This is a genomic window from Arthrobacter sp. UYCu723 (assembly GCF_054059215.1).
On record NZ_JBSSBW010000001.1, the window covers coordinates 2,886,566 to 2,910,131 of the forward strand.

The following is a 23,566-nucleotide window of genomic DNA, read 5'->3' on the forward strand; positions in this document are numbered from 1 at the left end:
GCGCAATGCGCTTGGGCCGTATTCCCAAAGCGATGGGCGTGGCAGCAGCGGCTGTTCTTGCTCTGAGCGCATGCGCAAGCGGCAACGGCGGTTCAACCCCGACGAATGCTGCAGGCAAGACGGGTGGCAAGGCCACTGTGGCCGAAGTGAATGCCTTCAGCTCGTTCAACCAGTTCACCGCTGAAGGAAACGTTGATGTCAACGGCAACGTCGGTTACATCACCCACTCCGGTTTCTACTATGTGGATGACAAGCTCAAAGTGATTCACAACGACAAGTTCGGCAAGTATGAGAAGATCGCCGACAACCCATTGACCGTTCGGTACACGGTCAACGAGGGGGTCAAGTGGTCAGACGGCGAGGCCATAGACGCCGGCGACCTGCTCCTTTCATGGGCCGTGAACTCCGCCCACTACGACGACGCCGGAGCGTCAACCGGCACCACTTATTTCACCCCTGCCGCGGACACCAGCGGTCTGAACACGACGGAATTCCCTGAAGTCGGCGCGGACGGCCGGTCCATCACGCTGAAGTACGCCCAGCCCTACGCTGAATGGGAAATAGCCTTCGACGTCGACATGCCTGCACACGTCGTGGCCACGAAGGCCGGTCTCGCCGACGAGAAGGCGCTCATCGAACTGCTCAAGAGCACGCCCCGGGGCGATTCCAGGGCACCCGGGCCCGTCAACGACGCGCTGAAGAAGGTCGCCGACTTCTGGAACACCGGCTTCGACACCAAGACCCTGCCAAACGACCCGTCACTGTACCTCTCCAGCGGCCCCTACATCGTCAAGAACATCGTCCAGGACGCTTCCATGACCCTGGTCAAGAACAAGGACTACAACTGGGGCCCCGAGGCGAAGCTGGATGAAATCACCATCCGCTACATCGGCTCCGCATCAGCCCAGGTCCAGGCCCTCAAGAACCGCGAAGCCGACATCATCGCGCCGCAGCCGTCCGCTGACACCCTCGAGCAGCTGAAGGCCTTGGAGAGCGACGGGGTCACCACCGAGAGGTACGGTGAGCTCGCGTACGACCACCTGGATCTCAACTACACCGGGCCGTTTGCGGACAAGAACGTCCGGGAGGCGTTCATGATGACCGTTCCGCGGCAGGACATCGTCGAGAAGATCGTCAAGAAGCTCGACCCGGGCGCCATGCCGCTCGATTCGCAGCTCTTCCTCCCCTCCCAGGCCAAGTATGGGGATGCGGCCAAGGCCAACGGCTCCTCCAAGTACCAGACAGCGGACATCGAGGGCGCCAGGAAGCTCCTTGCCGGGGCCACCCCGGAAGTTCGGATCATGTACAACAAGGACAACCCCAACCGGGTTGACGCCTTCTCGCTGATCCGGGAATCAGCCGCCAAAGCCGGATTCAAGATCGTCGACGGCGGTCTGGGCCAGGCGGACTGGGGCAGCGCCCTGGGTGACGGCAGCTACGACGCCACGATCTTCGGCTGGATCAATTCGGGCGTCGGCGTCACCGGCGTGCCGCAGGTCTTCAAGTCCACTGCCGGCAGCAACTATAACCTCTTCACCGATCCGGAGGCCGACAGGCTGATGGACGAACTCATTGTCACCACCGACAAGGCCAAGCAGGACGACCTGATCGCCCAGGTCGACAAAAGGGTTTGGGACTCGGCCTACGGCCTGCCGTTGTTCCAGGCCGTAGGGCTGGCCTCCTTCAGCGACCGCGTCACCGGCGTGAAGTCCAGTCCCGGCGAGCGCGGCATCTGGTGGAACGTCTGGGACTGGCAGGTCAAGTAGGCCGGATCAAGTAGGCCGGAGAGCCATGGCCTGCATGGGCATGGGCATGGGAATGCCGGGGCGGCTACGACAGCGGACAATCGATTCGCGCAGCGGGAACGCCGTGAATGCGTGCACGGCAGATGCAGCTGACCGGAGTTAATCTGGAATAACCGGGATCGCCATTGCGGCGAATAGTACCAGCCAGTAACGTGTGACCTGTAATACATCGCGGTTGACTTTAACTGTCAAACTATTGTCGGGTCACGGTTTGGCAACAGGGTTCCACCATTCGGACGTTTTGGGGCTAGGCTACTTCCATATGTAGGCCACGTCACAGGGATACCTCTGTGCCTGCCTGCGGGGAAGCATAAGTTTTTCCCTCACGAACTCCCACAACTCATAGGAGGCGGAATGCGTTTTTCGCGCACTTCCAAAGCACTGGGCATGGTGGCCATCGCCGCTCTCGCCCTGACCGGCTGCGGTGCCGGTGGCGGCACCGCGACCGGTAGCGGCAGCACCGGTGGCGACACCAGCAAAGTCATTCTGGCCGACGGTTCCGAGCCCCAGCGTCCCCTGATGCCGGCCGACACCAACGAGGTCGGCGGCGGCAAGGTCATCGACATGATCTTCGCGGGCCTCGTCAGCTACGACCCCAGCGGCAAGCCCGTCAACGAACTCGCTGAGTCCATTGAAGGCAAGGATGGCCAGCACTTCACCATCAAGATCAAGAAGGACCAGAAGTTCACGAACGGCGAGGCCATCACGGCCAAGTCCTTCGTTGACTCCTGGAACTTCGGCGCGGCAGCCAAGAACGCGCAGCTCAGCGGTGGCTTCTTCGAAAGCATCAAGGGCTACGACGAGGCCAGCGCAGAAGGCTCGACCGTTGACACCATGTCCGGCCTGAAGGTCGTTGACGACCAGACGTTCACGGTCGAGCTGAAGCAGCCGGAGTCCGACTGGCCGCTGCGCCTCGGTTACACCGCCTTCGTTCCGGTCCCGTCCGGTGCACTCGCGGACCCGAAGGGATTCGGCGAAAAGCCGGTTGGCAACGGTCCGTACAAGATGGCCGACGGCGGCTGGCAGCACAACGTGCAGATCCAGCTTGTCCCGAACCCGGACTACAACGGTCCCCGCAAGGCCAAGAACGCCGGCGTGACGTTCAAGATCTTCCAGAACGACGACGCGGCGTACCAGGATCTGCTGTCCAACAACCTGGACATCCTGCAGACCATCCCGACCAGCGCACTGAAGAACTTCAAGTCTGACCTCGGCGACCGCACGATCAACAAGCCGTATGCCGGCAACCAGACCATTGCCATCCCGGAATACCTGCCGGAATGGAGCGGTGAGGCCGGCAAGCTCCGCCGCCAGGCAATCTCCATGGCAATCAACCGTGACGAAATCACCAAGGTGATCTTCAGCGGTGCCCGCCAGCCGGCCAAGGATTTCACGGCCCCCGTGCTTGACGGCTACAGCGACTCGATCCCGGGTTCGGAGAACCTGAAGTTCGATGCCGCCAAGGCCAAGGAAGCCTGGACCAAGGCCGACGGTATCCAGAAATGGGATGCCGAGAAGACCTTCACCATTGCCTACAACGCCGACAAGGGCGGACACAAGGCATGGGTTGAGGCTGTCGTAAACCAGCTCAAGAACACGCTCGGCATCAAGGTTGAAGGCAAGCCGTACGCGACCTTCAAGGAAGTCCGCAACGACGCAACCGCCAAGACCCTGACCGGTGCCATCCGCGCCGGCTGGCAGGCGGACTACCCGTCGCTGTACAACTTCCTCGGCCCGATCTACAAGACCGGTGCCGGTTCCAACGACGCCGACTACGCGAACCCGACGTTCGACAAGGCCGTCTCCGATGGCCTGAACGCCTCGTCAGTCAGCGACGGCAATAAGGCCATGAACAAGGCCCAGGAAATCCTGCTTCAGGACCTTCCTGCCATCCCCCTGTGGTACCAGGTCGCCCAGGGCGGCTGGAGCGACAAGGTAACCAACGTTGACTACGGCTGGGACGGCGTTCCGCTGTACTACAACATCTCCGGCAAGTAACAACACAATGACGGCGGGGGCTGCCCAGAATTGGGGCCTCCGCCGTCGTTTTGCCTCCACACATTTCTAATGGCCCGGGTCTTCGGGCGAACTTTTCGCAGGCCGCCCGCCGTGAGTGTACCGGCGTCGCCCTGCATCAATAGTGAAAAGGTTCTTTGATGAACAACTCCACCGCATCCCCGGACAGGATGCCTGCTGACGGGGGTGTGCTTCGCTGATGGCGACTTATATCCTCAAGCGTTTCCTCCAACTGATTCCCGTCTTCCTGGGCGCGACGCTGCTGGTCTATTTCCTGGTCTTCAGTCTCCCCGGCGACCCCATCGTGGCTCTCTTCGGCGACAAGCCGGTCAATGAGGCCGTGGCGGCAAAGCTCCGGGCCCAGTACCACCTGGACCAGCCCTTCTGGATCCAATACCTGCTTTACCTTAAGAGCATCTTCACCTTTGACCTCGGTCAGGACTTCTCCGGGCGCCCCATCGCCGCGGTGCTTGGCGAAGTCTTCCCGGTCACGGCACGGTTGGCCGTGATGGCCCTCATTTTCGAGGCTGTCTTCGGCATCGTCTTTGGCCTCATTGCGGGTCTGCGCAAGGGCAAGTTCTTCGACTCGACCGTGCTGGTGGCATCGCTGATCGTCATCGGTATTCCGATCTTCGTCCTCGGCTTCCTGCTGCAGTTCACCATCGGCGTCCAGCTCGGCTGGGCCAAACCCACGGTCAGCTCGGCCGCGACCGTTCAGGACCTGATCCTGCCGGCCATCGTCCTGGGCCTGGGCTCCTTCGCCTATGTTCTCCGGCTGACCCGGACAAGCGTGATCGAGAACATGAGCGCCGACTACGTGCGCACGGCCACGGCCAAGGGCCTGTCCCGCTTCCGGGTGGTCCGCGTGCACATCCTGCGCAACTCCCTGATCCCCGTCATCACGTTCCTCGGGGCGGACCTCGGCGCCCTGATGGGCGGCGCGATCGTCACCGAAGGCATCTTCAATGTGCCGGGTGTCGGCAACCGGCTCTACCGGGCCGTCCTGTCAGGGGAAGGCCCGACGGTGGTCTCGATCGTCACCGTGTTGGTGCTGATCTACTGCCTCTCCAACCTGTTCGTTGACCTGCTGTACGCCTGGCTTGACCCGAGGATCCGCTATGACTCCTGATTACAACACCTCAGAGCACGGAGCCGCCGCTCCTGTGCAGCGCCACAAAGATCATTTCGTTGCAGACGTCTCAGAGACGCCCCTCCAGGCGACCGACCGGGTCAAGGAGGACAAGGCGCCCCTGAGCCTCTGGGGCGAGGCCTGGCGGAACCTGCGCAAGCAGCCGCTGTTCCTGGTTTCGGCGTTCCTGATCCTCGTCGTCGTGGCGGTGTCGCTGTTCCCGGGACTGTTCTCCCAGATCGATCCCACCTCCGAGGCCTGCCAGCTGGCGAACTCGGATGCGGGGCCGGCCGCCGGCCACCCGCTCGGATTCACCCAGCAGGGCTGCGACGTCTATGCGCGCGTTATCTTCGGCACGCGTTCCTCGGTGACCGTGGGCCTGTTCACCACCATCGGAGTGCTCCTGATCGGCGGCATCATGGGTGCCCTGGCGGGTTACTACGGCGGCTGGGTGGATGCCATTCTGGCGCGCATCAATGACATCTTCTTCGCCCTGCCGCTGATCCTGGGCGCCATTGTGCTCATGCAGCTTCCGATGTTCCGCACCAACCGGACGGCGTGGACGCTGGTGCTGATCCTGGTCACCTTCGGCTGGCCGCAGATCGCCCGCATCACCCGCGGAGCCGTGATCGAGGTCCGCAACGCCGACTTCGTCACTGCGGCCCGGTCCCTGGGCGTCTCCAAGTTCGGTGCGCTCATGCGCCACGTCATGCCGAACTCGCTGGCTCCGATCATCGTCGTCGCCACGATCTCCCTGGGCACGTTCATCGTGGCAGAATCCACGCTGTCCTTCCTCGGCATCGGGCTCCCGCCCAGCGTCATGTCCTGGGGCAACGACATCCAGGCGGCGCAGGCCTCGCTGCGGTCCAACCCGATGCCGCTGCTCTACCCGGCTATCGCGCTGTCCATCACCGTCCTGAGCTTTATCATGCTGGGTGACGCCCTGCGTGATGCTCTCGATCCCAAAGCGCGCAAGCGATGAAAGGGGACGCCATGAACGCCTCTATTGAAATCCTGGAAGTGGACGACGTTACTGAGCGCCCGCTGCTTGAAATCAAGGACCTGGCGATCGGCTTCGCGACCAGCAACGGCGAGGTCCAGGCCGTGCGGAACGCGCACCTGACCATCATGCCCGGCGAGACGGTGGCCATCGTGGGCGAGTCCGGTTCCGGCAAGTCGACGACGGCCTTGGCCGCCATCGGGCTGCTTCCGGGCAACGGACGCGTCTCTGCGGGGCAGATCCTGTTCGACGGCGAGGATATCTCCCAGGCCAGCGAGAAGCGGATGATCGAACTCCGCGGCAACAGCATCGGCATGGTCCCGCAGGACCCGATGTCCAACCTGAACCCCGTGTGGAAGATCGGCTACCAGGTCCGCGAGACATTGAAGGCCAACGGACTGCCGAGCGGCACGGACGACGTCGCAAAGGTCCTGTCCGAGGCGGGACTGCCCGACGCCGCGAGGCGGGCCAAGCAGTACCCGCATGAGTTCTCCGGCGGCATGCGCCAGCGTGCGCTGATCGCGATCGGGCTGTCCTGCCAGCCCCGCCTGCTGATCGCCGACGAGCCGACGTCCGCCCTGGACGTCACGGTCCAGCGGCAGATCCTCGATCATCTGGACACGATGACCACCGAACTCGGAACCGCCGTGCTGCTCATCACCCACGACCTGGGCCTGGCAGCCGAGCGCGCCGACAAGGTGGTGGTCATGTACCGCGGCCAGGTTGTCGAATCCGGACCGTCGCTTGAACTGCTGCAGAACCCGCAGCACCCGTACACCCGGCGCTTGGTCTCCTCGGCGCCGTCGCTGGCGTCACGGCGTATCCAGGTCGCCAAGGAACTCGGTGTGGAAAGCGAGGATCTCCTCGCACCCACTGATGATGTCGTGGTGGCGCCGTCCCTGCCAGAAGAGGTGCTGCACATTGAGAACCTGAGCAAGGTCTTCAAGCTGCGCTCCGGATTCGGCCGGTCCACGGACTTTACCGCGGTGGACAACGTCTCCTTCAGCGTCAGGCGGGGAACGACGACGGCGATCGTGGGCGAGTCGGGTTCCGGCAAGTCCACCGTTGCACAGATGGTGCTGAACCTCCTGACGCCCACCGCCGGCAGGATCGTGTTCGACGGGGTGGACACGTCCACGCTGAACAGCAAGGAAATCTTCGCCTTCCGCCGGCGGGTACAGCCGATCTTCCAGGACCCCTACGGCTCCCTGGACCCGATGTACAACATCTTCCGGACCATCGAGGAGCCGCTGCGGACCCACAAGATCGGGGACAAGACCAGCCGCGAGAAGAAGGTCCGCGAGCTGCTGGACCAGGTGGCTCTGCCGCAGTCGACCATGCAGCGGTACCCGAACGAGCTCTCGGGCGGCCAGCGCCAGCGTGTGGCCATTGCGCGGGCACTGGCACTGGATCCCGAGGTGATCATCTGTGACGAGGCAGTCTCCGCGCTGGACGTCCTGGTGCAGGCGCAGGTGCTGAACCTGCTCGCCGAACTGCAGTCCCGCCTGGGCCTGACCTATCTGTTCATCACCCACGACCTCGCCGTGGTCCGGCAGATCGCGGACCACGTGTGTGTGATGGAGCAGGGCAAACTGGTCGAGACCGGCTCCACGGACGAGGTCTTCGATTCGCCGCAGCAGGACTACACGAAGGCGCTGCTCAACGCCATCCCGGGTGCGCGCCTCATGCTGCCCCCGGAAGTTGCCTGATCCGGCCCGTTCCGGAACGGCAGCCTGCGGGCTGCCCGTAGGACCGGGAGCCGGCGCCTACCCTGCGGGGCGGGCGCCGGCTCCCAGTGTCTAACGGGCACCCGGTGTCTAACCGTTCTTGGCCTGGGCCTGGGTCTGAACGTTCTTGGCCTGCAGGCCCAGATCCCGGAGCTTCGTGCCCAGGATGGCGCCCAGCTTGTGGTGGCCCTCGGTGCCCAGGTGCACGCGGTCCGTCGCGAACTTCAACAGGTCGTATTTCGTCATCCAGTCGCCGACGCTGACAAAAGGTATGCCCTGCTTCGCTGCAACTGTTCCCAAGAGGGTGTTCACCTCGGTGCGGCGCCCGCCGCCATGGTCGGAGCCGAGGGCCAGAGTGCCGATCATGGCGAGGGTTGCCCCGGGGTAGCGCTGCCGAAGCGCGCTGATCAGCTTCTCAGCGTTGGCCGTGATCTTGTCGTCACTGGCTCCGGTACCGGCGTCGTTCCCGCCGCCCTGGATCACCACCAGCGGCGGCGAGCCATAGGGCAGTCTCCAGTCACCGCGTTCCAGCGCATTGATGTAGTTGCCGGTCTTGCCGTTATTCGCCACGAACCCGGTGCCGCCCGCGCCGCAGTAATAGACGTGGTAGCCCAGCGCGGTGAGCCCCTGCCGTGGCCACCCGACCGCAGGGGCGGACTGGGAGTCGCCAATCAGCAGGGCGGTGTGTCCGATGTCCTTCACGACGACTTCTTCCCGGCCAGTGGCGGGATTCCGGTAGACCGAACACGGCGGCATGGTGGCCGGATCCTGTCCCGCGGTGGGAGAGGTGAGCGTCGATGCGGCGCACACATCAGGGTTGTAGGGCTGGGATGGTGTCTGCCCGCAGCCGCCCAGAAGTACGCCTGCGGCGATCATCGGTGCGAGGAAACGGAACAGAGCCGTGGCGTTCCGCATGAAAGATCTCCGGGCTGGCTTGCTGCTATCACAGCCATCATGGGGCATGGACGCCCGAAAATCCAGTGATTTTGCTCACAGCCGGCGGCTCACGCCCTCGCGCCGACCACCCCTGCCGGCGCCCGCCGTTTGGGGGTTGGGCTGGGCATTTTAGGCCAATAAATGACCTAGCGTTTAGACTTGTAGAAGGTGCCCTGTGTCAAAGGGACTCATACGTCGTGCGTTCCGGTTGGAAATGTCGCGATACAACAGCTGACTTCACCACTGAATCGAGCAATAACGCATGTCTGAAACCACCACCAACACCGCGGTAGCCACTGCATCGCGCAGTGATCTGCGCAACGTCGCGATTGTGGCCCACGTTGACCACGGCAAGACTACGCTGGTCGACGCCATGCTCAAGCAGACCAACTCTTTTGCCGCGCACAACCACCTCGAAGACCGTGTCATGGACTCCGGTGACCTGGAACGCGAAAAGGGCATCACCATTCTGGCCAAGAACACCACCGTGGCCTACAACGGTCCGTCCTCCAAGGGCGAGACCATCACCATCAATGTCATCGACACCCCCGGCCACGCCGACTTCGGTGGCGAGGTCGAGCGCGGCCTGTCCATGGTCGACGGCGTCGTCCTCCTCGTCGACGCTTCTGAGGGCCCGCTGCCCCAGACCCGCTTCGTGCTGCGCAAGGCCCTCGCCGCGCACCTGCCGGTGATCCTCCTGGTCAACAAGACCGACCGTCCCGATGCGCGGATCGAAGAAGTTGTCCACGAGTCCATGGACCTGCTCCTCGGCCTGGCTTCGGACCTCGCGGACGAAGTTCCGGACCTCGACCTGGACAAGATCCTCAACGTTCCCGTCGTCTACGCCGCCGCCAAGGTTGGCCGCGCGTCCCTCGAGCAGCCGGCCGACGGCTCGGCTCCGGAGAACGAGGACCTCGAGCCGCTCTTCCAGGCCATCATCGAGCACATCCCGGCGCCGACCTACAACCCGGACGGCGTCCTGCAGGCCCACGTCACCAACCTGGACGCCTCCCCGTTCCTCGGCCGCCTCGCGCTGCTGCGTATCTACAACGGCACCCTGCGCAAGGGCCAGACCGTCGCCTGGGCACGTGCCAACGGCGAACTGAAGAACGTCAAGATCACCGAACTGCTGGCCACCAAGGCACTGGACCGTGTTCCGACCGATTCCGCAGGACCGGGCGAGATCGTCGCCGTCGCCGGCATTGATGAAATCACCATCGGTGAGACCCTGACCGACGTCGACAACCCGCAGCCGCTGCCGCTGATCACTGTTGACGATCCGGCCATCTCCATGACCATCGGTATCAATACCTCGCCGCTGGCCGGCCGGGTCAAGGGCGCCAAGGTCACGGCCCGCCAGGTCAAGGACCGCCTGGACAAGGAACTGATCGGCAACGTCTCCATCAAGGTGCTCCCCACGGAGCGCCCGGATGCCTGGGAAGTCCAGGGCCGTGGCGAGCTCGCGCTGGCCATCCTGGTTGAGCAGATGCGCCGCGAAGGCTTCGAGCTGACCGTCGGCAAGCCGCAGGTTGTCACCAGGACCATCGACGGCAAGATCCACGAGCCGATGGAACACATGACCATCGACGTGCCCGAAGAATACCTCGGCGCGGTCACCCAGCTCATGGCCGCCCGCAAGGGCCGCATGACCAACATGGCCAACCACGGCACCGGCTGGTGCCGCATGGAGTTCATCGTTCCGGCCCGTGGCCTGATCGGTTTCCGCACCAAGTTCCTCACAGACACCCGCGGCGCCGGCATCGCAGCTTCCATTTCCGAGGGCTACGAGCCCTGGGCCGGCCCGATCGAGTACCGCACCAACGGTTCGATGATCGCCGACCGGGCCGGTGTTGTGACGCCGTTCGCCATGATCAACCTGCAGGAACGTGGCTCCTTCTTCGTCCGGCCCACCTCCGAGGTCTACGAAGGCCAGATCGTCGGCGAGAACTCACGCGCCGACGACATGGACGTGAACATCACCAAGGAAAAGAAGCTCACCAACATGCGTGCCGCTTCCTCCGACACCTTCGAGAACCTGACGCCCCCGCGCGACCTGACCCTCGAAGAGTCCCTCGAATTCGCCCGCGAAGACGAGTGCGTCGAGGTCACCCCGGAATCCATCCGGATCCGGAAGCTCATCCTGGACGTCAACCAGCGTGCCAAGTCCAACCGGGCCCGCGCCAAGTCCTAGCTGCGGCGTTCCTGGCCTCGGTACGGAGAATCTGTGAATAAGGGAGCTGCCGGCATGGCAGGCGGTGTTGCCGCCGCCGTGCCGGCAGCTCTTTTTGTTGCCCTGGCGGGTACCGCCCTGCACGGGCACGGCGTCCTGATCTTCGGCATCGACGTTCCCTGGGGCGCCGCCGCCGCGCTGGTGCTGCTGGGGTCCGTCCAGCTGTGGCTCGGGGCCGCGTACCGTTCGGGCGTCCCGACTGCGGTCTGCGGGGTTCTCTGCTACGCCCTTACCGGTTGGTGGTCCACCCTGGAGAACGGAAAACGCCTCGTAGTCGCCGACACAGCCGGGAATCTCTGGATCTTCGGCTCCGCCGTGGTCACCCTCGCGGTGCTCGTCTGGTGCCGGCGTTACCGCGCCGCGAAGGGGTAGCGTCCGGAGCCTGCTTTCCCGCCGCCCCGGTGGGACATGCCCATTCCCCGGCCGCGCGGATGGACATGATGGCCATATGTCCGGCCTTCGCCCGGGACCAGGGGACATGTCCACCCGTGACCGCTGGACATGCTCCGCTGACCGCTGGACATGCTCCCGCAGGCTTGGCAAATGACACATGCGTTTATGCACATAGCGGGGGAGTGCGCTGTTTTCGCGGCCTCTTCCACACGCACGATAGCGTATGGTCAACATTGTTGAGGTGCTCTCGAATTACGACGGCGTGGCCCGCGCCAAACACCTCGCTGCCGCGGGGGTATCGGATTTCCAGGTCAAGGCCGCCATGGCCAGCGGTGCCGTTTCCCGGGTGGCCCGCGGAGTGTACGCGCTTCCCGCCGCGGATGCCCGGCTGGTCTCTATCCGTTCCCTGCCGGCGGAGCCTGGCTGCATCAGCGCGGCCCAGTTGCAGGGGCTGTGGGTCTTGGAGCCACCGGCGCAGCCGCATGTCGCGCTGCCGCACAGCCGTAGCTATCCGGGCTTCGTCTGCCACAGATCGCCCGCACCGCCGACCCTGTTGGACTCGGTTGTGCAGAGCCTGAGGTGCCTGCCGGAACTCGACGGACTGGTCATCGCCGAATCCGCCGTCGTGCTCAAGGGGCTCCCTCTCGCGGCGTTGCGCCGCCGTCTGGGAGGGCGGAACGACGCGCGGGAGCGCCGGATCGTGGCAGGGATTGTCCCGCAGTCGCAGTCCATCATCGAGTGCCTGGCAAGATTCCAGCTGCGGCGCGCTGGATTCCACGTCGAATCGCAGGTCAATATCCCGGGCATGGGGCATCTTGACCTCATGGTCGACGGGCGCCTCGGCATCGAGACCGACGGTGCAGGCTTCCATATGGACAAGGAAAGCTTCGAGGAAGACCGCCGGCGATGGAACGTGACCACCAGGCTGGGAATCCCGACCCTGGTCGTGAGCTATCCCCTGCTCAAGAATCATCCGCAGGAGTTCATCGCCCTGGTCCGGGACACGCTGAACAGGCTCTCCGCCGCAGCGTAGTACTGGACATGTCCTTTCGCAGCCCTGTGCCAACCCGCCGTGCACGTCCAGTTCTCAAGTCCCACCATGGACATGTCCCACTCTTGCGGCCAGGACCACTGGACATGTCCCACTCTTGTGGCCAGGGATGGACAAATTGGTGAAGTGTCCATCGCCTGTGGCCAGGGGAGAGCATGTCCGCCGGTCGGGCCTCCGGGTGCGGCCAGGGGAGAGCATGTCCGCCGGTCGGGCCTCCGGGTGCGGCCAGGGGAGGGCATGTCCGCCGGTCGGGCCTCCGGGTGTGACCAGGGGAGAGCATGTCCGCCGGTCAGGCCTCCGCCTGCGGCCAGGGGAGAGCATGTCCGCCGGTCGGGCCTCAGCGGGCAGGGTCAGAGCCGGGCGTCCGCGGGGCGCGGCGCGGCGGGGCGGGCGGGACTTCCTTCGCGGCCACCACCAGCGCCAGCTGAATCACAACGTCGGCGTGCCGGGTGCGGACGGTGCACTCGCCGTCGGCCTGTCCCACCAGCTCGCCGAGCGCATCCGTCAGGCCGCCCTCGATCCGGTACCGGACCACGACGCGGGTGCCCAGCCGGGCACCCGTAAGGAACTTTTGCGGTACGGGCATTGGCGAACTCACCAGTTCATACTAGGACCAGTTCACGCAACGACCCGGCCCAGTGTGACGTCGGGCTAGGTTCGCGGGAACGGGCTGGGAGATAATAGGCTCAGAAGTCAGCAGTCCGGCGCTCAGGCCGGAGCAACCTCCGGCCGGTCGCCGGAACCAACGTGGAGAGGCCAGGGACGTGACGTACGTAATCGCGCAGCCGTGTGTAGATGTCAAGGACAAGGCATGTATTGAAGAGTGCCCCGTCGATTGCATCTACGAAGGTGAGCGTTCGCTGTACATCCACCCGGACGAGTGCGTGGACTGCGGTGCGTGTGAGCCGGTCTGCCCCGTGGAGGCAATCTACTACGAGGACGACACGCCGGAGGAATGGGCGGACTACTACAAGGCCAACGTCGAGTTCTTTGACGTTCTGGGTTCTCCGGGCGGTGCCGCGAAGATCGGCAACACCCACACGGACCACCCCATGATTGCCGCCCTGCCGCCGCAGAACCAAGAAAGCTAGGGCGGACGCTCCGGTGACATCCGCGTTGCGCAGCTTCGGGCTCAGCCTGCCCGACTACCCGTGGGAGGCTCTGGCGCCGTACCTTGCCAGGGCAGCCGAACACCCCGGGGGAGTCGCCAACCTCTCTATCGGGACCCCGGTGGATCCGACGCCGGAGGTCGTGCAGGACGCGCTCCGGGCCGCGGCCAACGCCCCCGGTTATCCCACGGTCCACGGCACCCCGGCCCTCCGCGACGCCATCGCGGCGTGGTTTGACCGCCGCCGCGGCGTGCCCGGCCTGGATCCGCAGAACGTCATGCCCACGGTGGGCTCCAAGGAACTCGTCGCCTGGCTGCCGTTTCTGCTCGGTCTCAAACCGGGCGACGTCGTGGTGCGGCCCACTGTCGCGTACCCCACCTACGACATCGGCGCCACCTTTGCCGGCGCCGAACAGATGGCCGCGGACGACCTCGACGAGCTCGACGCCGCAACCCGGGCACGTGTGCGCCTGGTCTGGGTCAATTCGCCGGCCAACCCCACCGGAAGTGTGCGGGACAAAGCATCACTCAAGCGCATCGTGGCCCAGGCCCGTGACCTCGGGGCCGTGGTGGCCTCGGACGAATGCTACGCCGAACTCGGCTGGGGCGAATGGGACGTAGAGCGCGGCGGCACTCCGGTGCCCAGCATCCTCGATCCCGAGGTCGCCGACGGCTCGCACGAAGGCCTGCTGGCGGTTTACTCACTGAGCAAGCAGTCCAACGTCGCAGGCTACCGCGCCGCCTTTGTCGCCGGAGATCCGGCCATCATGGCGAACCTCGTCAACAGTCGCAAACACGCCGGCATGATCGTCCCCTACCCGGTGCAGGAGGCCATGCGGGTGGCCCTCGGCGACGACGCGCACGTCCAGACACAGAAGGACCTCTACCGCGGGCGCCGCGAACGGATCATACCGGCGCTGGAAGGCTTCGGACTGACGATTCATGAGTCCCGGGCCGGGCTGTATTTGTGGGCCACCGCCGGCGAGGACACGTGGCACACTTTGGGCCGGCTAGCGGACCGGGGAATCGTCGTCGGGCCCGGAGTCTTCTACGGGGACGCCGGCAACGGGTTCGTCCGGGTCGCGCTGACCGCCACGGATGAGCGGATCGACGCCGCAGTGGCACGGCTGGCTACCGGCCGTAACAATGCTGTGACACGTGCCACAACTGACGCGTTTTAGGCAGGTCCGGGCGCCCTTGGATTGGTGCCGCCCGGAAACTGAAGGTAGTTTTTAACTGACTATCAATGGTGGCTTTCCACAAGAAGGCAGCGCAGCCGTTGGAATCCGTCTCCGTACAGGTTCCGTAAGCGGCTTCACCAGATGTTGGACCAGCTTTCTACAGAGGCCCCGACGCCTCATGAGGAGACTCCATGACTGAGACCACCAGCGCTACCCTGCGCCATGCCGGCGGAGAGCTCGAACTCCCGCGCATCAAGGTTGTAGAAGGAAACGAAGGCTACGACGTTTCCAAGCTGCTGAAGCAGACCGGCGCGGTTGCCTTTGACCCCGGGTTCATGAACACCGCCGCCACCACATCGGCCATCACCTACATCGACGGCGACGCCGGCATCCTGCGTTACCGCGGCTACCCGATCGAGCAGCTCGCCCAGCACTCAAGCTTCCTGGAAGTTTCCTACCTGCTGATCTACGGCAACCTGCCGACCCCCACGGAGCTGGACGCCTTTGACCAGCGGATCCGCCACCACACCCTGCTGCACGAAGAGCTCAAGGGCTTCTTCAGCGGCTTCCCGCGCGACGCCCACCCGATGCCGGTGCTGTCCTCGGCCGTGTCCGCGCTCTCCACGTTCTACCAGGATTCGCTGGACCCGTTCAACGCCGAGCAGGTGGAAGTCTCCACGTACCGCCTGCTGGCCAAAATGCCGGTCATCGCCGCCTATGCCCTGAAGAAGAGCATCGGCCAGCCCATGCTGTACCCGGACAACTCCATGAATCTTGTGGAAAACTTCCTGCGCCTGAGCTTCGGCCTGCCGGCCGAGCAGTACGAGGTGGACCCGGTCATCGCCAAGGCCCTGGATCTCCTCCTCATCCTGCACGCGGACCACGAGCAGAACTGTTCGACCTCCACGGTCCGGCTGGTCGGTTCCTCCAACGCCAACCTTTTCGCCTCCGTGTCCGCCGGCATCAACGCCCTCTTCGGCCCCGCCCACGGCGGCGCCAACGAGGCCGTGCTCAAGATGCTGCGCCAGATCCAGGCCGACGGCACCAAGCCCGAGGACTACATGGAGAAGGTCAAGAACAAGGAAGACGGCGTGCGCCTTATGGGCTTCGGGCACCGCGTCTACAAGAACTACGACCCGCGCGCCAAGATCGTCAAGGCCACGGCCCACGAGATCCTCAGCAAGCTCGGCGGCAACGACGAGCTGTTGGACATTGCCATGCGCCTCGAAGAGAAGGCCCTGAACGACGACTACTTCATCCAGCGCAAGCTCTACCCGAACGTGGACTTCTACACGGGCCTGATCTACAAGGCCATGGGCTTCCCCGAGAAGATGTTCACCGTGCTCTTCGCGATCGGCCGCCTGCCGGGTTGGATTGCCCAGTGGCGCGAAATGATCAGCGATCCCAACACCAAGATCGGCCGCCCGCGCCAGCTGTACGTGGGGGAACCGGAACGCAACTACCCCGCGCTGTAGCCCGGGAATCCCCAGCGACAGCAGTACGACGCCGGCCGCGCACCTCAGCAGAGGGGCGCGGCCGGCGTCGTTCTTCTCAGTTGTACCGGTCAGGCGTTGTAGCCCTGGGGGTTGTTTTTTTGCCAGCGCCAGTGGTCTTCGCACATTTCGTCGACGGTGCGGGTGGCGGACCAGCTGAGGTCCGCCAGGGCGGAGGAGGCGTCGGCCCAGAAGGCGGGCAGGTCCCCGGGGCGGCGGGCGGTGATCTCGTACGGGATGGTCTTGCCGGCGGCTTTTTCGAAGGCGCGGAGCACTTCCAGCACGGAGGAGCCCGTGCCGGAGCCGAGGTTCCAGCGGTACACCCCGGCCCGGCCGGCGATGTGCCCCAGCGCGGCGACGTGGCCTTCGGCGAGGTCGACGACGTGGATGTAGTCGCGCTGGCAGGTCCCGTCCGGGGTGTCGTAGTCGCCGCCGAAGACCATCAGCTTCTCGCGCCGGCCCACGGCGACCTGGGCGATGAACGGGACGAGGTTGTTCGGGATGCCCTGCGGGTCCTCGCCGATCCGGCCCGAGGGGTGCGCGCCGACCGGGTTGAAGTAGCGCAGCAGCGCGATGTGCCAGCGGGGGTCGGCGGCGCCGAGGTCCGCGAGGATGTCCTCGATCTGTTCCTTGGTCCGGCCGTAGGGGTTGTTCGCGCCGATCTCCATCTTCTCCAGGTACGGGCTGGGGTTGTGCTCGCCGTAGACCGTGGCGGAGGAGCTGAAGACGATCGAGCGGACCTCGTGCCGGTCCATCACGCGGAGCAGGTTCAGCGTGCCGGTGAGGTTGTTGTGGTAGTAGCGCAGGGGTTCGCGGACGGATTCGCCGACGGCCTTCAGCCCGGCGAAGTGGATGACGGCGTCGATCGCGTGCCCGGTGAAGACGGCGTCGACGGCGGCCTCGTCCACCAGGTCCACGTGGTGGAAGACCGCGGCGGTGCCGCTGAGTTCCGCGACCCGGCGCAGGGCTTCCTCGCTGGAGTTCACCAGGTTGTCGATCACCACCACCTCATGGCCGGCTTCCTGCAGGGACAGCACAGTGTGCGAACCGATGTAACCGGTGCCGCCAGTAACCAGAATTCTCATGTGTCTTAGGCTATCCCACGTCCCGTAGCCCTCTTGCGCAGGCAGGCAGGCAGGCAGGCAGGCCTTGCCGCGGCCGGTGTGCCCCGCCGTCGTGCGGGCACATAGGTGCTAAAAAGGACTAATGCCCAAATTTGTCGACGCCGCATTACGGCGCCAGGAAGTGGTCGAAGCGGTTTTCCGGATCGTTGCATCAGACGGACTCGAACGGGCGTCGCTGCGGGAAGTTGCCGACGCGGCGGACCTCGCAGTCGGATCGGTCCGGCACTACTTCGCCAGCAGCGATGACCTTCTCGCCCATTCCTTCGGCGTCGTCGTGGACCGGATCGTCGGCCGGCTCACGGCAGCCGACGAACGGCTTGGCGGGCTGATGCCGGGAACGGCGGACCACCACCAGGGCGTATTAACCCTGCTGGGTGAATTCCTGCCGCTGGACGAGGAGCGGGCCGTCGACGCGTGTGTCTGGATGGCCTTCAAGAATGCAGCCAGGACGAGGCCGTTCCTGGCGCCGGAAGCAGACCGCAGCCACCGTGCCGTGGCCGCGGTCGTGGGCAGGCTCGTGATGGAGTTGTCCACCGCCGCTGGCGGGCACGGTCCGCAGAATCCAAGCGAGGCGGAAGCGGTGCAGCAGAGGCTGGTCATCGAGGCCGAAAGGTTGCTCGCCACGCTGGACGGGCTTTCCATGCACGCACTGTTGCAGCCCGAATGGATGACTGCCCAGATGTGCCGGGACGTTCTGGAGGCCCATCTGGCGGGCCTGGCAAGCAAGTTGCCCGCCATTAACCTGCGTTAGCTTGAGGAATACACTGGAATAGTACGTCTTGCCAAGGGAGGCAATCGGATGCACCACACAGGCGGACCTGGCTGGCGGATCACCATGGACACTTCGGGACCCATGCTCATTGCGCTTTACGTGCGCGACGCCGCCGGCCTGAACAGCGCTGGGCAGCCGGCACTTTGCCATGTGGCACCCAAAATCCGGCCTTCGGACCACACCCACCTCATCGCGGAAGCGGGCGGTCTCAGCGCACTCAAGACCGAGTGGGAGGCATGGTGGGAGCAGCTCCTCAAAGCGCATCCGGAGATGTCGCCCGAACTGGGGCCGCCCGGCTTCCGTGCCTTCAGCAATTCCCCAGCACTCCGCCGCGTGCTGCAGGCGCACTTCGGCGCGGCATTGTCCTGGGCCAGGGAACGGCGCGGCGAGTACGTTGCCCTCGAGGCGGAACGGGAAGCCGGCGGCGGCGTGCAGGTACTGGCCGACATGGTGGAGGACAGGCTGCTGGAGGTTGGCCGCGCCGCCCGTGATTTCAGCCTGACTATCATCGAGCTGCCGCTGGCCGAGCCGCGGGCGTGGTACCTGGAGCCGGACAAGATCATCATGAGCCGCGAGCTGCTGTCCGAGCCTGAACTGTTCCGCAGTTACGTGCAGCCCGTGGTGGACCTGCTGGTGTGAGCGGGTCGGGGCTGGCTAGGGCGGCGGAGCCCCGGCGAGCGTGATCCTGACCTGTCCGGCCGGAACATCGGCTGACTGCCACCCGTTGCGGGCGTCCCGGGTCCAGCCGCGGCCGTCCGTCCGGACCTCGGCGATGGACAACCCTTTCGCGTTGGCAACGGCCCACTGCGCCACCGCCCAGGCCTGCGCGCCCCCGGCCTCGACCAGCAATGTGCCGCCCTCCACGGATACCGGGAGATTGCCGAAGGCCGCGGACAGCCGCTCCTGCACGGCAGCGGGGTCTCCGGCCGCGTCCGGAGCGCGCAGCGTGCAGTCAAGGCCTGCGGCGGTCTGGCCGCTGAGCACGGAGGCGAAGGCACGGGCCATCACCTCGTGCTGGGCGTAGGCGGCCGGGTAGGCAGAGCGCTGGACCTTCTGTGCGGCATCGGTGATCTCCAGCGACTGGTAGCCGGAGACTTTCACCAGCGCATCATAGAAGGCGTTGCTCGCGTGGTACGGGTCGATGACCTGCTCTGCGGTGCCCCAGCCCTGCGACGGCCGCTGCTGGAACAGCCCGCGGGAGTCGGGGCCGGCCTGGTCGCCGTGGCCTATATTCCGCAGCTTGGACTCCTGCATGGCCGTGGCCAGCGCGATGCTGGCGGCCCGGGCGGGCAGCCCCCGCCGGACGGCAACCGCGGTGATGAGGGCGGCGTTCGCTGCCTGGTCGGTGGCAAGTTCGGTGTCCCCGCCGCCAACCGCGGTGCAGCGTTCGGTGATCAGCGTTTCCGAGCGGTCGATGAACGCCACCGCCGTGTAGACCCCGCCGGCGGCCATCGCAAGGGCCAGCAGCAGCACTATCCGCCGCCGCCAACTGCCTCTGCGTGCCACGTAACTTCCCCTCAGGCCCGCAGGCCAGTCCATTCGTGAGCCGTTCGGGCTGCCGTCACCACCTAGTTGGCGTGCAGGGCCTCATTGAGTTCGACAGTCTGCCCTTTGCGGGGCAGGACCTCAACCTCGCCGGTGGACGAGTTGCGGCGGAACAGCAGATTGGGGACACCGGAAAGCTCGACGGCCTTGACGATCCGGCTGGTGTCCTCACCGTCGGCGTCCTTGGGCCCGACGACGCGGACCCGGGTGCCGGCCGTGACGTACAGGCCGGCTTCGACGACGGAGTCGTCGCCGATGCTGATGCCCACGCCGGAGTTGGCGCCCAGCAGCACCCGCTCGCCGAGGGCGATTTTTTCCTTGCCGCCGCCAGACAGGGTGCCCATGATCGACGCGCCGCCGCCGACGTCGGACCCGTCACCGGCGACGACACCGGCGGAGATACGGCCTTCGACCATGGAGGTGCCGAGCGTCCCGGCATTGAAGTTAACGAAGCCCTCATGCATGACCGTCGTGCCTTCGGCCAGGTGCGCGCCGAGCCGGACCCTGTCGGCGTCGGCAATCCGCACGCCGGAGGGGATGACGTAGTCGACCATCCGCGGGAACTTGTCCACCCCGTAGACCGTCACGGCGCCGCGCTTGCGCAGCCGCGCGCGGGTCAGCTCGAAGTCCTCGACGGCGGCAGGGCCGAAGTTGGTCCACACCACGTTGGGGAGCTTGCCGAAGATGCCGTCGAGGTTGATGCTGTTCGGCTGGACGAGCCGGTGGGAGAGCAGGTGGAGGCGCAGATAGGCGTCGGCGGTATCAGCCGGTGCCTCGTCGAGGTGGATCTGGACGAAGACGACCTTCTGCTCCGTGCCGCGGTCCGCGTCACTGCCGTTGGCCGCAATGTCGCTGAGGCTCTGGTCCGCGTGGGCGACGTCGCGGAGATTCTCCGCCGCGATGCCGAGGGCCGGCGCCGGGAACCACACGTCCAGTACGGTGGCCGCACCGTTGCGGGTGGAAACAGTGGCAACTCCGAATCCGTAGGCGGAACGGGCGTCAGAACGGGCGTCGGCGGGCACAGCAGAAGAAGCGGTCTCAGTCATGCACCAAGTCTATAGAAGGCGTCCGCAGTGGCTGAAACTCAAGACGCCCAAGTGACCGGCAGTTGTTGTCGTTTGGAGGGCGCCAAACGACAACAACTGCGATCTAGTTGGGGAGGGCAGCGGATAAAGTGGAACCGTGACTGCCCCGGAATCCACCGCCCAGAACCCCCGTCCCCGTGCTGCCGCCCGCCTTGACCTCCGCCAGGATGTTGCGCTGCTGACCGCCGCACTGATCGATATCAACAGCGTGTCCGGCAACGAAACGGAGCTGGCCGACGCCGTGGAGCATGCCCTGCGCTCGGTCCCGCTGCTGGAGTTGGTCCGTGACGGCGACTCGATCATCGCCCGCACCAACCTCGGCCGCGACGAACGTGTGATCCTGGCCGGACATCTGGACACCGTCCCGTTGCCCACCACGGAAGGATCCCTTGGCACCGTTCCCTCCTACTGGCCCTCCGGCGCCCCCGGCGAGGGCATCCTCTACGGCCGGGGCGCCACCGACATGAAGGGCGGAGTTGCGGTGCAGCTGGCGCTGGCCGCCAGCCTGTTCGACGGCGGCGCCGAGCCGGCCAGGGACGTCACCTTCGTCTTCTACGACCACGAGGAAGTCGAGGCCGTCAAGAGCGGGCTCGGCCGGCTGGTCCGCAATCACGGCGGTCTGCTGGGCGGGGATTTCGCGATCCTGCTGGAGCCCACGGACGGAACGGTGGAGGGCGGCTGCAACGGCACCATCCGTTTCGAGGCGACCACGCTCGGCGAAGCTGCCCACTCCGCCCGCGCCTGGATGGGCAGCAACGCGATCCACGCCGCGGCACCGATCCTGGCCAAGCTGGCCGCGTACGAGCCGCGCACCATCAACGTGGACGGGCTGGACTACCGGGAAAGCCTCAATGCGGTGAAGATCAACGGCGGCACCGCCGGCAACGTCATTCCGGACCGCTGCGTCGTCGAAATCAACTACCGCTTCGCCCCGGACAAGACGCCGGATGAGGCAGAAAACCATGTGCGGGAGCTGCTGGCAGGGTTCGACGTCGTCCGTACCGACGGCGCCGCCGGCGCACGTCCGGGACTGAACCACCCGGCCGCCGCGTCCTTTGTGGCCGCCGTGGGGGCCGAGCCGAAACCGAAATACGGCTGGACCGACGTCGCGCGCTTCAGCGAACTGGGCATCCCGGCGGTGAACTTCGGACCGGGAGATGCGTTGCTGGCGCACAAGGACAACGAGCATGTCGAGGCCGATGCGGTCCGTGAGTGCCTGCGGGCGCTGCGGAGCTGGCTCGCGGCTTAAGCTGTCCAAAACGAAAGGCCCGGATCCTGCTTGGATTCTAGGGATCGTTGCAACACCTGTTGGTTAGGTGGTTAGTAGTAAATCACGTGAACGCTCGGCTGGAGTATTCCAGCCGAGCGTTTTGCGTGGGCGTCCGTTGAGTTCCTGCGCGACGTGTTCGAGGTCTTCAGGCCCGTAGACGGACAGGTCGGTGCCCTTCGGGAAGTACTGGCGCAGCAGCCCGTTGGTGTTCTCGTTCGAGCCGCGTTGCCAGGGGCTGGCGGGATCGCAGAAATAGACGGGCATGTCGGTGGCAAGGGTGAAGGATTTGTGGGTGGCCATTTCCGCGCCCTGGTCCCAGGTCAGGGATCCTCGCAGGTGCGCGGGCAGGGTGGCCATGGTCTTGACGAGGCCGTCGCGGACGGTTTCGGCGGTGTGGTCATGTGGCAGGTGGACGAGCATCACGTAGCGGGTGGTCCGTTCGACCAGGGTCGCGATCGCTGACTGGTTATAGGCGCCGGTAATGAGGTCCCCTTCCCAATGGCCTGGCACGGCGCGGTCCTCGATCTCGGGCGGGCGCTCGGAAATCATGACCATCGGGTCCACGAACCTGGGGGTGCGTTGCTCGCCGGTGCGGTGCGGTTTGCGGCGGGTCCGGCCGGTGCGCAGCGCTGCCTGTATCTCGCGTTTGAGGCCGCCTCTCGCCTGGACGTAGAGGGCTTGATAAATCGTCTCTGGGCTCACACGCATCTCCGGGTTGTCGGGGAACTCTTCGACCAGCGTGTGGCTGATCTGCTCCGGAGACCAGCGTAGGAGCAGCTTGTCCTTCACATAGTCGCGCAGGTCCGAGTCGCCAGCGAGCTTGGCCGTCTTGGGCCGCGCCCGCCGGGCAGCGGCCTTCCGATGCGCCCCGTGCGGCAGGTAGCCCATCCGGGAATCGGTATTCCTGGCCAGCTCGCGGCTGATCGTTGAAGGCGATCGTCCCAGGGCGTGGGCGATCGCCCTGATCGAAGAGCCGGCGGCCTGCAGGTCCCGGATCAGCTCCCGTTCCTGCACGGTCAGGAACCGCGGATCGATAGATTTCTCCAACGCTGAAACCGGTACGGGGACCAGGGTCGTTCCGGTCGTGCCGGCGGGAGGGGTCATGGTGGTCACACCACGTTTGTAGTCGACGATTCGGCCATCCGGGTAAATGCGTCGGCCGCCGGACTTACGGATTCCCTGGTCCCACTCTTCGGCGGTCCGGAGATGTATCCCGACCGCTGCGGCAGCTTTGCGCCGACTCACGCCGGTCTTGCGCAGCCGGAAGTACTCATCCCGGCCTGGGTGAGGACCCGTCCCCGTTTTGCCATGGCTTTCAGCCCGGCTTTACGGACCCAACCGGCGCAAGTTGCGGGATTCAGTCCCAACTCCCGTGCGGCCTGCGTCGTGCTCTTGACGCGGTCGAACACGACGAAGAACTCAGCCTTCTGCGCAGGCGTGTATTTCCTCTGCCCAGATTCCCGATTCCGTGGGACCCGCTCAGGGAGCCGAGATTTATGGACCCATTGGTAGCACGTCATCTGATTGAAGCCGAGCTCCGCCGCGGCCGCGCTCACACTCCCACACCGGTCCAACACCGAAAAGAACTGAGCCTTCTGCTCCGGCGTGTATTTCCTCCGGCTGGCAGCTTCCTTCGTTAAAGACGACACGGTCGTTGCAACTCCCAAAAATTCTGGGTGTTGCAACGACCGCTAGAACCCG

General features: G+C 65.2%; 21 protein-coding genes. 14 read left to right on the forward strand and 7 right to left on the reverse strand.

Translation table 11 applies throughout. From position 1 onward, the window contains the following. The first annotated feature begins 5 nt into the window (after positions 1-5). The 5 genes from ACVWZ8_RS13635 to ACVWZ8_RS13655 all read left to right on the forward strand — a co-directional run bounded on the left by ACVWZ8_RS13635 (position 6) and on the right by ACVWZ8_RS13655 (position 7,659). The gene (locus ACVWZ8_RS13635; RefSeq protein WP_426978857.1) at positions 6-1,766 is read left to right on the forward strand and encodes an ABC transporter family substrate-binding protein; all 1,761 of its coding nucleotides are present in this window, start codon (positions 6-8) and stop codon (positions 1,764-1,766) included. Positions 1,767-2,159: 393 nt separating this feature from the next. After that, entirely contained in the window at positions 2,160-3,803 is a 1,644-nt protein-coding gene (locus ACVWZ8_RS13640; protein WP_426978856.1) for a peptide ABC transporter substrate-binding protein, read from the forward strand. A 217-nt stretch (positions 3,804-4,020) separates the two neighbouring features. Continuing rightward, positions 4,021-4,950: an ABC transporter permease gene (locus tag ACVWZ8_RS13645; protein WP_426978855.1), complete on the forward strand. Its 930-nt coding sequence runs from the start codon at positions 4,021-4,023 to the stop codon at positions 4,948-4,950. Further along, positions 4,940-5,932: an ABC transporter permease gene (locus tag ACVWZ8_RS13650; protein ID WP_426978854.1), complete on the forward strand. Its 993-nt coding sequence runs from the start codon at positions 4,940-4,942 to the stop codon at positions 5,930-5,932. The genes ACVWZ8_RS13645 and ACVWZ8_RS13650 overlap by 11 nt, the downstream gene beginning before the upstream one ends. A gap of 11 nt (positions 5,933-5,943) precedes the next feature. Further along, on the forward strand, positions 5,944-7,659 hold the full coding sequence (locus tag ACVWZ8_RS13655; RefSeq protein WP_456504907.1) for a dipeptide ABC transporter ATP-binding protein: 1,716 nt from the start codon (positions 5,944-5,946) through the stop codon (positions 7,657-7,659). A 108-nt stretch (positions 7,660-7,767) separates the two neighbouring features. On the opposite strand, the gene ACVWZ8_RS13660 is transcribed toward ACVWZ8_RS13655, so the two are convergent. Then, positions 7,768-8,592 (reverse strand): SGNH/GDSL hydrolase family protein, encoded by an 825-nt coding sequence (locus ACVWZ8_RS13660; protein WP_456504908.1) that lies wholly within the window; start codon positions 8,590-8,592, stop codon positions 7,768-7,770. Positions 8,593-8,875: 283 nt separating this feature from the next. On the opposite strand from ACVWZ8_RS13660, the gene typA reads away from it, so the two are divergent. From typA to ACVWZ8_RS13675, 3 genes are all read left to right on the forward strand, one after another. After that, entirely contained in the window at positions 8,876-10,804 is a 1,929-nt protein-coding gene (typA, locus tag ACVWZ8_RS13665) for a translational GTPase TypA (protein WP_426978851.1), read from the forward strand. 33 nt (positions 10,805-10,837) lie between these two features. Next, a complete protein-coding gene (locus tag ACVWZ8_RS13670; protein WP_426978850.1) occupies positions 10,838-11,215 on the forward strand; it encodes a hypothetical protein in 378 nt (125 codons plus the stop codon). A gap of 244 nt (positions 11,216-11,459) precedes the next feature. Then, the gene (locus ACVWZ8_RS13675) at positions 11,460-12,269 is read left to right on the forward strand and encodes a type IV toxin-antitoxin system AbiEi family antitoxin domain-containing protein (protein WP_426978849.1); all 810 of its coding nucleotides are present in this window, start codon (positions 11,460-11,462) and stop codon (positions 12,267-12,269) included. 355 nt (positions 12,270-12,624) lie between these two features. On the opposite strand, the gene ACVWZ8_RS13680 is transcribed toward ACVWZ8_RS13675, so the two are convergent. Next, the gene (locus ACVWZ8_RS13680) at positions 12,625-12,885 is read right to left on the reverse strand and encodes a putative acetyltransferase (protein ID WP_456504909.1); all 261 of its coding nucleotides are present in this window, start codon (positions 12,883-12,885) and stop codon (positions 12,625-12,627) included. Positions 12,886-13,051: 166 nt separating this feature from the next. On the opposite strand from ACVWZ8_RS13680, the gene fdxA reads away from it, so the two are divergent. The 3 genes from fdxA (at position 13,052) to ACVWZ8_RS13695 (ending at position 16,051) form a co-directional block, all read left to right on the forward strand. After that, positions 13,052-13,378 carry a ferredoxin gene (gene fdxA / locus ACVWZ8_RS13685; RefSeq protein ID WP_354184727.1) on the forward strand — a complete coding sequence of 109 codons (327 nt, stop codon included), beginning with the start codon at positions 13,052-13,054 and terminating at the stop codon, positions 13,376-13,378. Between the two features lie 13 nt (positions 13,379-13,391). Continuing rightward, positions 13,392-14,576: a succinyldiaminopimelate transaminase gene (gene dapC / locus ACVWZ8_RS13690; RefSeq protein WP_456504910.1), complete on the forward strand. Its 1,185-nt coding sequence runs from the start codon at positions 13,392-13,394 to the stop codon at positions 14,574-14,576. A gap of 191 nt (positions 14,577-14,767) precedes the next feature. After that, entirely contained in the window at positions 14,768-16,051 is a 1,284-nt protein-coding gene (locus ACVWZ8_RS13695; protein ID WP_426978845.1) for a citrate synthase, read from the forward strand. Between the two features lie 89 nt (positions 16,052-16,140). Here ACVWZ8_RS13695 and galE read toward each other — a convergent pair whose 3' ends face one another. Further along, the gene (gene galE, locus ACVWZ8_RS13700; protein ID WP_456504911.1) at positions 16,141-17,154 is read right to left on the reverse strand and encodes a UDP-glucose 4-epimerase GalE; all 1,014 of its coding nucleotides are present in this window, start codon (positions 17,152-17,154) and stop codon (positions 16,141-16,143) included. Between the two features lie 121 nt (positions 17,155-17,275). On the opposite strand from galE, the gene ACVWZ8_RS13705 reads away from it, so the two are divergent. Further along, positions 17,276-17,944 carry a TetR/AcrR family transcriptional regulator gene (locus tag ACVWZ8_RS13705; RefSeq protein ID WP_456504912.1) on the forward strand — a complete coding sequence of 223 codons (669 nt, stop codon included), beginning with the start codon at positions 17,276-17,278 and terminating at the stop codon, positions 17,942-17,944. Between the two features lie 48 nt (positions 17,945-17,992). Beyond that, positions 17,993-18,604: a hypothetical protein gene (locus tag ACVWZ8_RS13710; RefSeq protein ID WP_456504913.1), complete on the forward strand. Its 612-nt coding sequence runs from the start codon at positions 17,993-17,995 to the stop codon at positions 18,602-18,604. A 15-nt stretch (positions 18,605-18,619) separates the two neighbouring features. On the opposite strand, the gene ACVWZ8_RS13715 is transcribed toward ACVWZ8_RS13710, so the two are convergent. Further along, positions 18,620-19,471 (reverse strand): hypothetical protein, encoded by an 852-nt coding sequence (locus ACVWZ8_RS13715; protein ID WP_456504914.1) that lies wholly within the window; start codon positions 19,469-19,471, stop codon positions 18,620-18,622. A 62-nt stretch (positions 19,472-19,533) separates the two neighbouring features. Beyond that, positions 19,534-20,556, reverse strand: a complete 1,023-nt coding sequence (dapD, locus tag ACVWZ8_RS13720; RefSeq protein WP_456504915.1) for a 2,3,4,5-tetrahydropyridine-2,6-dicarboxylate N-succinyltransferase — start codon at positions 20,554-20,556, stop codon at positions 19,534-19,536. A gap of 136 nt (positions 20,557-20,692) precedes the next feature. On the opposite strand from dapD, the gene dapE reads away from it, so the two are divergent. Further along, complete coding sequence (gene dapE, locus ACVWZ8_RS13725; protein WP_456504916.1) at positions 20,693-21,844, forward strand: succinyl-diaminopimelate desuccinylase; 1,152 nt, start codon at positions 20,693-20,695, stop codon at positions 21,842-21,844. A 63-nt stretch (positions 21,845-21,907) separates the two neighbouring features. On the opposite strand, the gene ACVWZ8_RS13730 is transcribed toward dapE, so the two are convergent. Both ACVWZ8_RS13730 and ACVWZ8_RS13735 read right to left on the reverse strand, forming a co-directional pair. Continuing rightward, a complete protein-coding gene (locus ACVWZ8_RS13730; protein WP_456504917.1) occupies positions 21,908-23,110 on the reverse strand; it encodes an IS30 family transposase in 1,203 nt (400 codons plus the stop codon). Next, positions 23,107-23,514 (reverse strand): transposase, encoded by a 408-nt coding sequence (locus ACVWZ8_RS13735; protein ID WP_456504918.1) that lies wholly within the window; start codon positions 23,512-23,514, stop codon positions 23,107-23,109. Before ACVWZ8_RS13735 ends, ACVWZ8_RS13730 begins: the two co-directional genes overlap by 4 nt. Positions 23,515-23,566: the final 52 nt, after the last annotated feature.

Bases quoted from the DNA above. Each gene is read 5' to 3' on its own strand.
- ACVWZ8_RS13635 (WP_426978857.1), top strand. From the start codon at position 6: ATGCGCTTGGGCCGTATTCCCAAAGCGATGGGCGTGGCAGCAGCGGCT.
- ACVWZ8_RS13660 (WP_456504908.1), bottom strand. From the start codon at position 8,592: ATGCGGAACGCCACGGCTCTGTTCCGTTTCCTCGCACCGATGATCGCC.
- ACVWZ8_RS13645 (WP_426978855.1), top strand. From the start codon at position 4,021: ATGGCGACTTATATCCTCAAGCGTTTCCTCCAACTGATTCCCGTCTTC.
- ACVWZ8_RS13695 (WP_426978845.1), top strand. From the start codon at position 14,768: ATGACTGAGACCACCAGCGCTACCCTGCGCCATGCCGGCGGAGAGCTC.
- galE (WP_456504911.1), bottom strand. From the start codon at position 17,154: ATGAGAATTCTGGTTACTGGCGGCACCGGTTACATCGGTTCGCACACT.
- dapD (WP_456504915.1), bottom strand. From the start codon at position 20,556: ATGACTGAGACCGCTTCTTCTGCTGTGCCCGCCGACGCCCGTTCTGAC.
- typA (WP_426978851.1), top strand. From the start codon at position 8,876: ATGTCTGAAACCACCACCAACACCGCGGTAGCCACTGCATCGCGCAGT.
- ACVWZ8_RS13705 (WP_456504912.1), top strand. From the start codon at position 17,276: ATGCCCAAATTTGTCGACGCCGCATTACGGCGCCAGGAAGTGGTCGAA.
- ACVWZ8_RS13640 (WP_426978856.1), top strand. From the start codon at position 2,160: ATGCGTTTTTCGCGCACTTCCAAAGCACTGGGCATGGTGGCCATCGCC.
- ACVWZ8_RS13650 (WP_426978854.1), top strand. From the start codon at position 4,940: ATGACTCCTGATTACAACACCTCAGAGCACGGAGCCGCCGCTCCTGTG.
- ACVWZ8_RS13675 (WP_426978849.1), top strand. From the start codon at position 11,460: ATGGTCAACATTGTTGAGGTGCTCTCGAATTACGACGGCGTGGCCCGC.
- ACVWZ8_RS13710 (WP_456504913.1), top strand. From the start codon at position 17,993: ATGCACCACACAGGCGGACCTGGCTGGCGGATCACCATGGACACTTCG.
- ACVWZ8_RS13655 (WP_456504907.1), top strand. From the start codon at position 5,944: ATGAACGCCTCTATTGAAATCCTGGAAGTGGACGACGTTACTGAGCGC.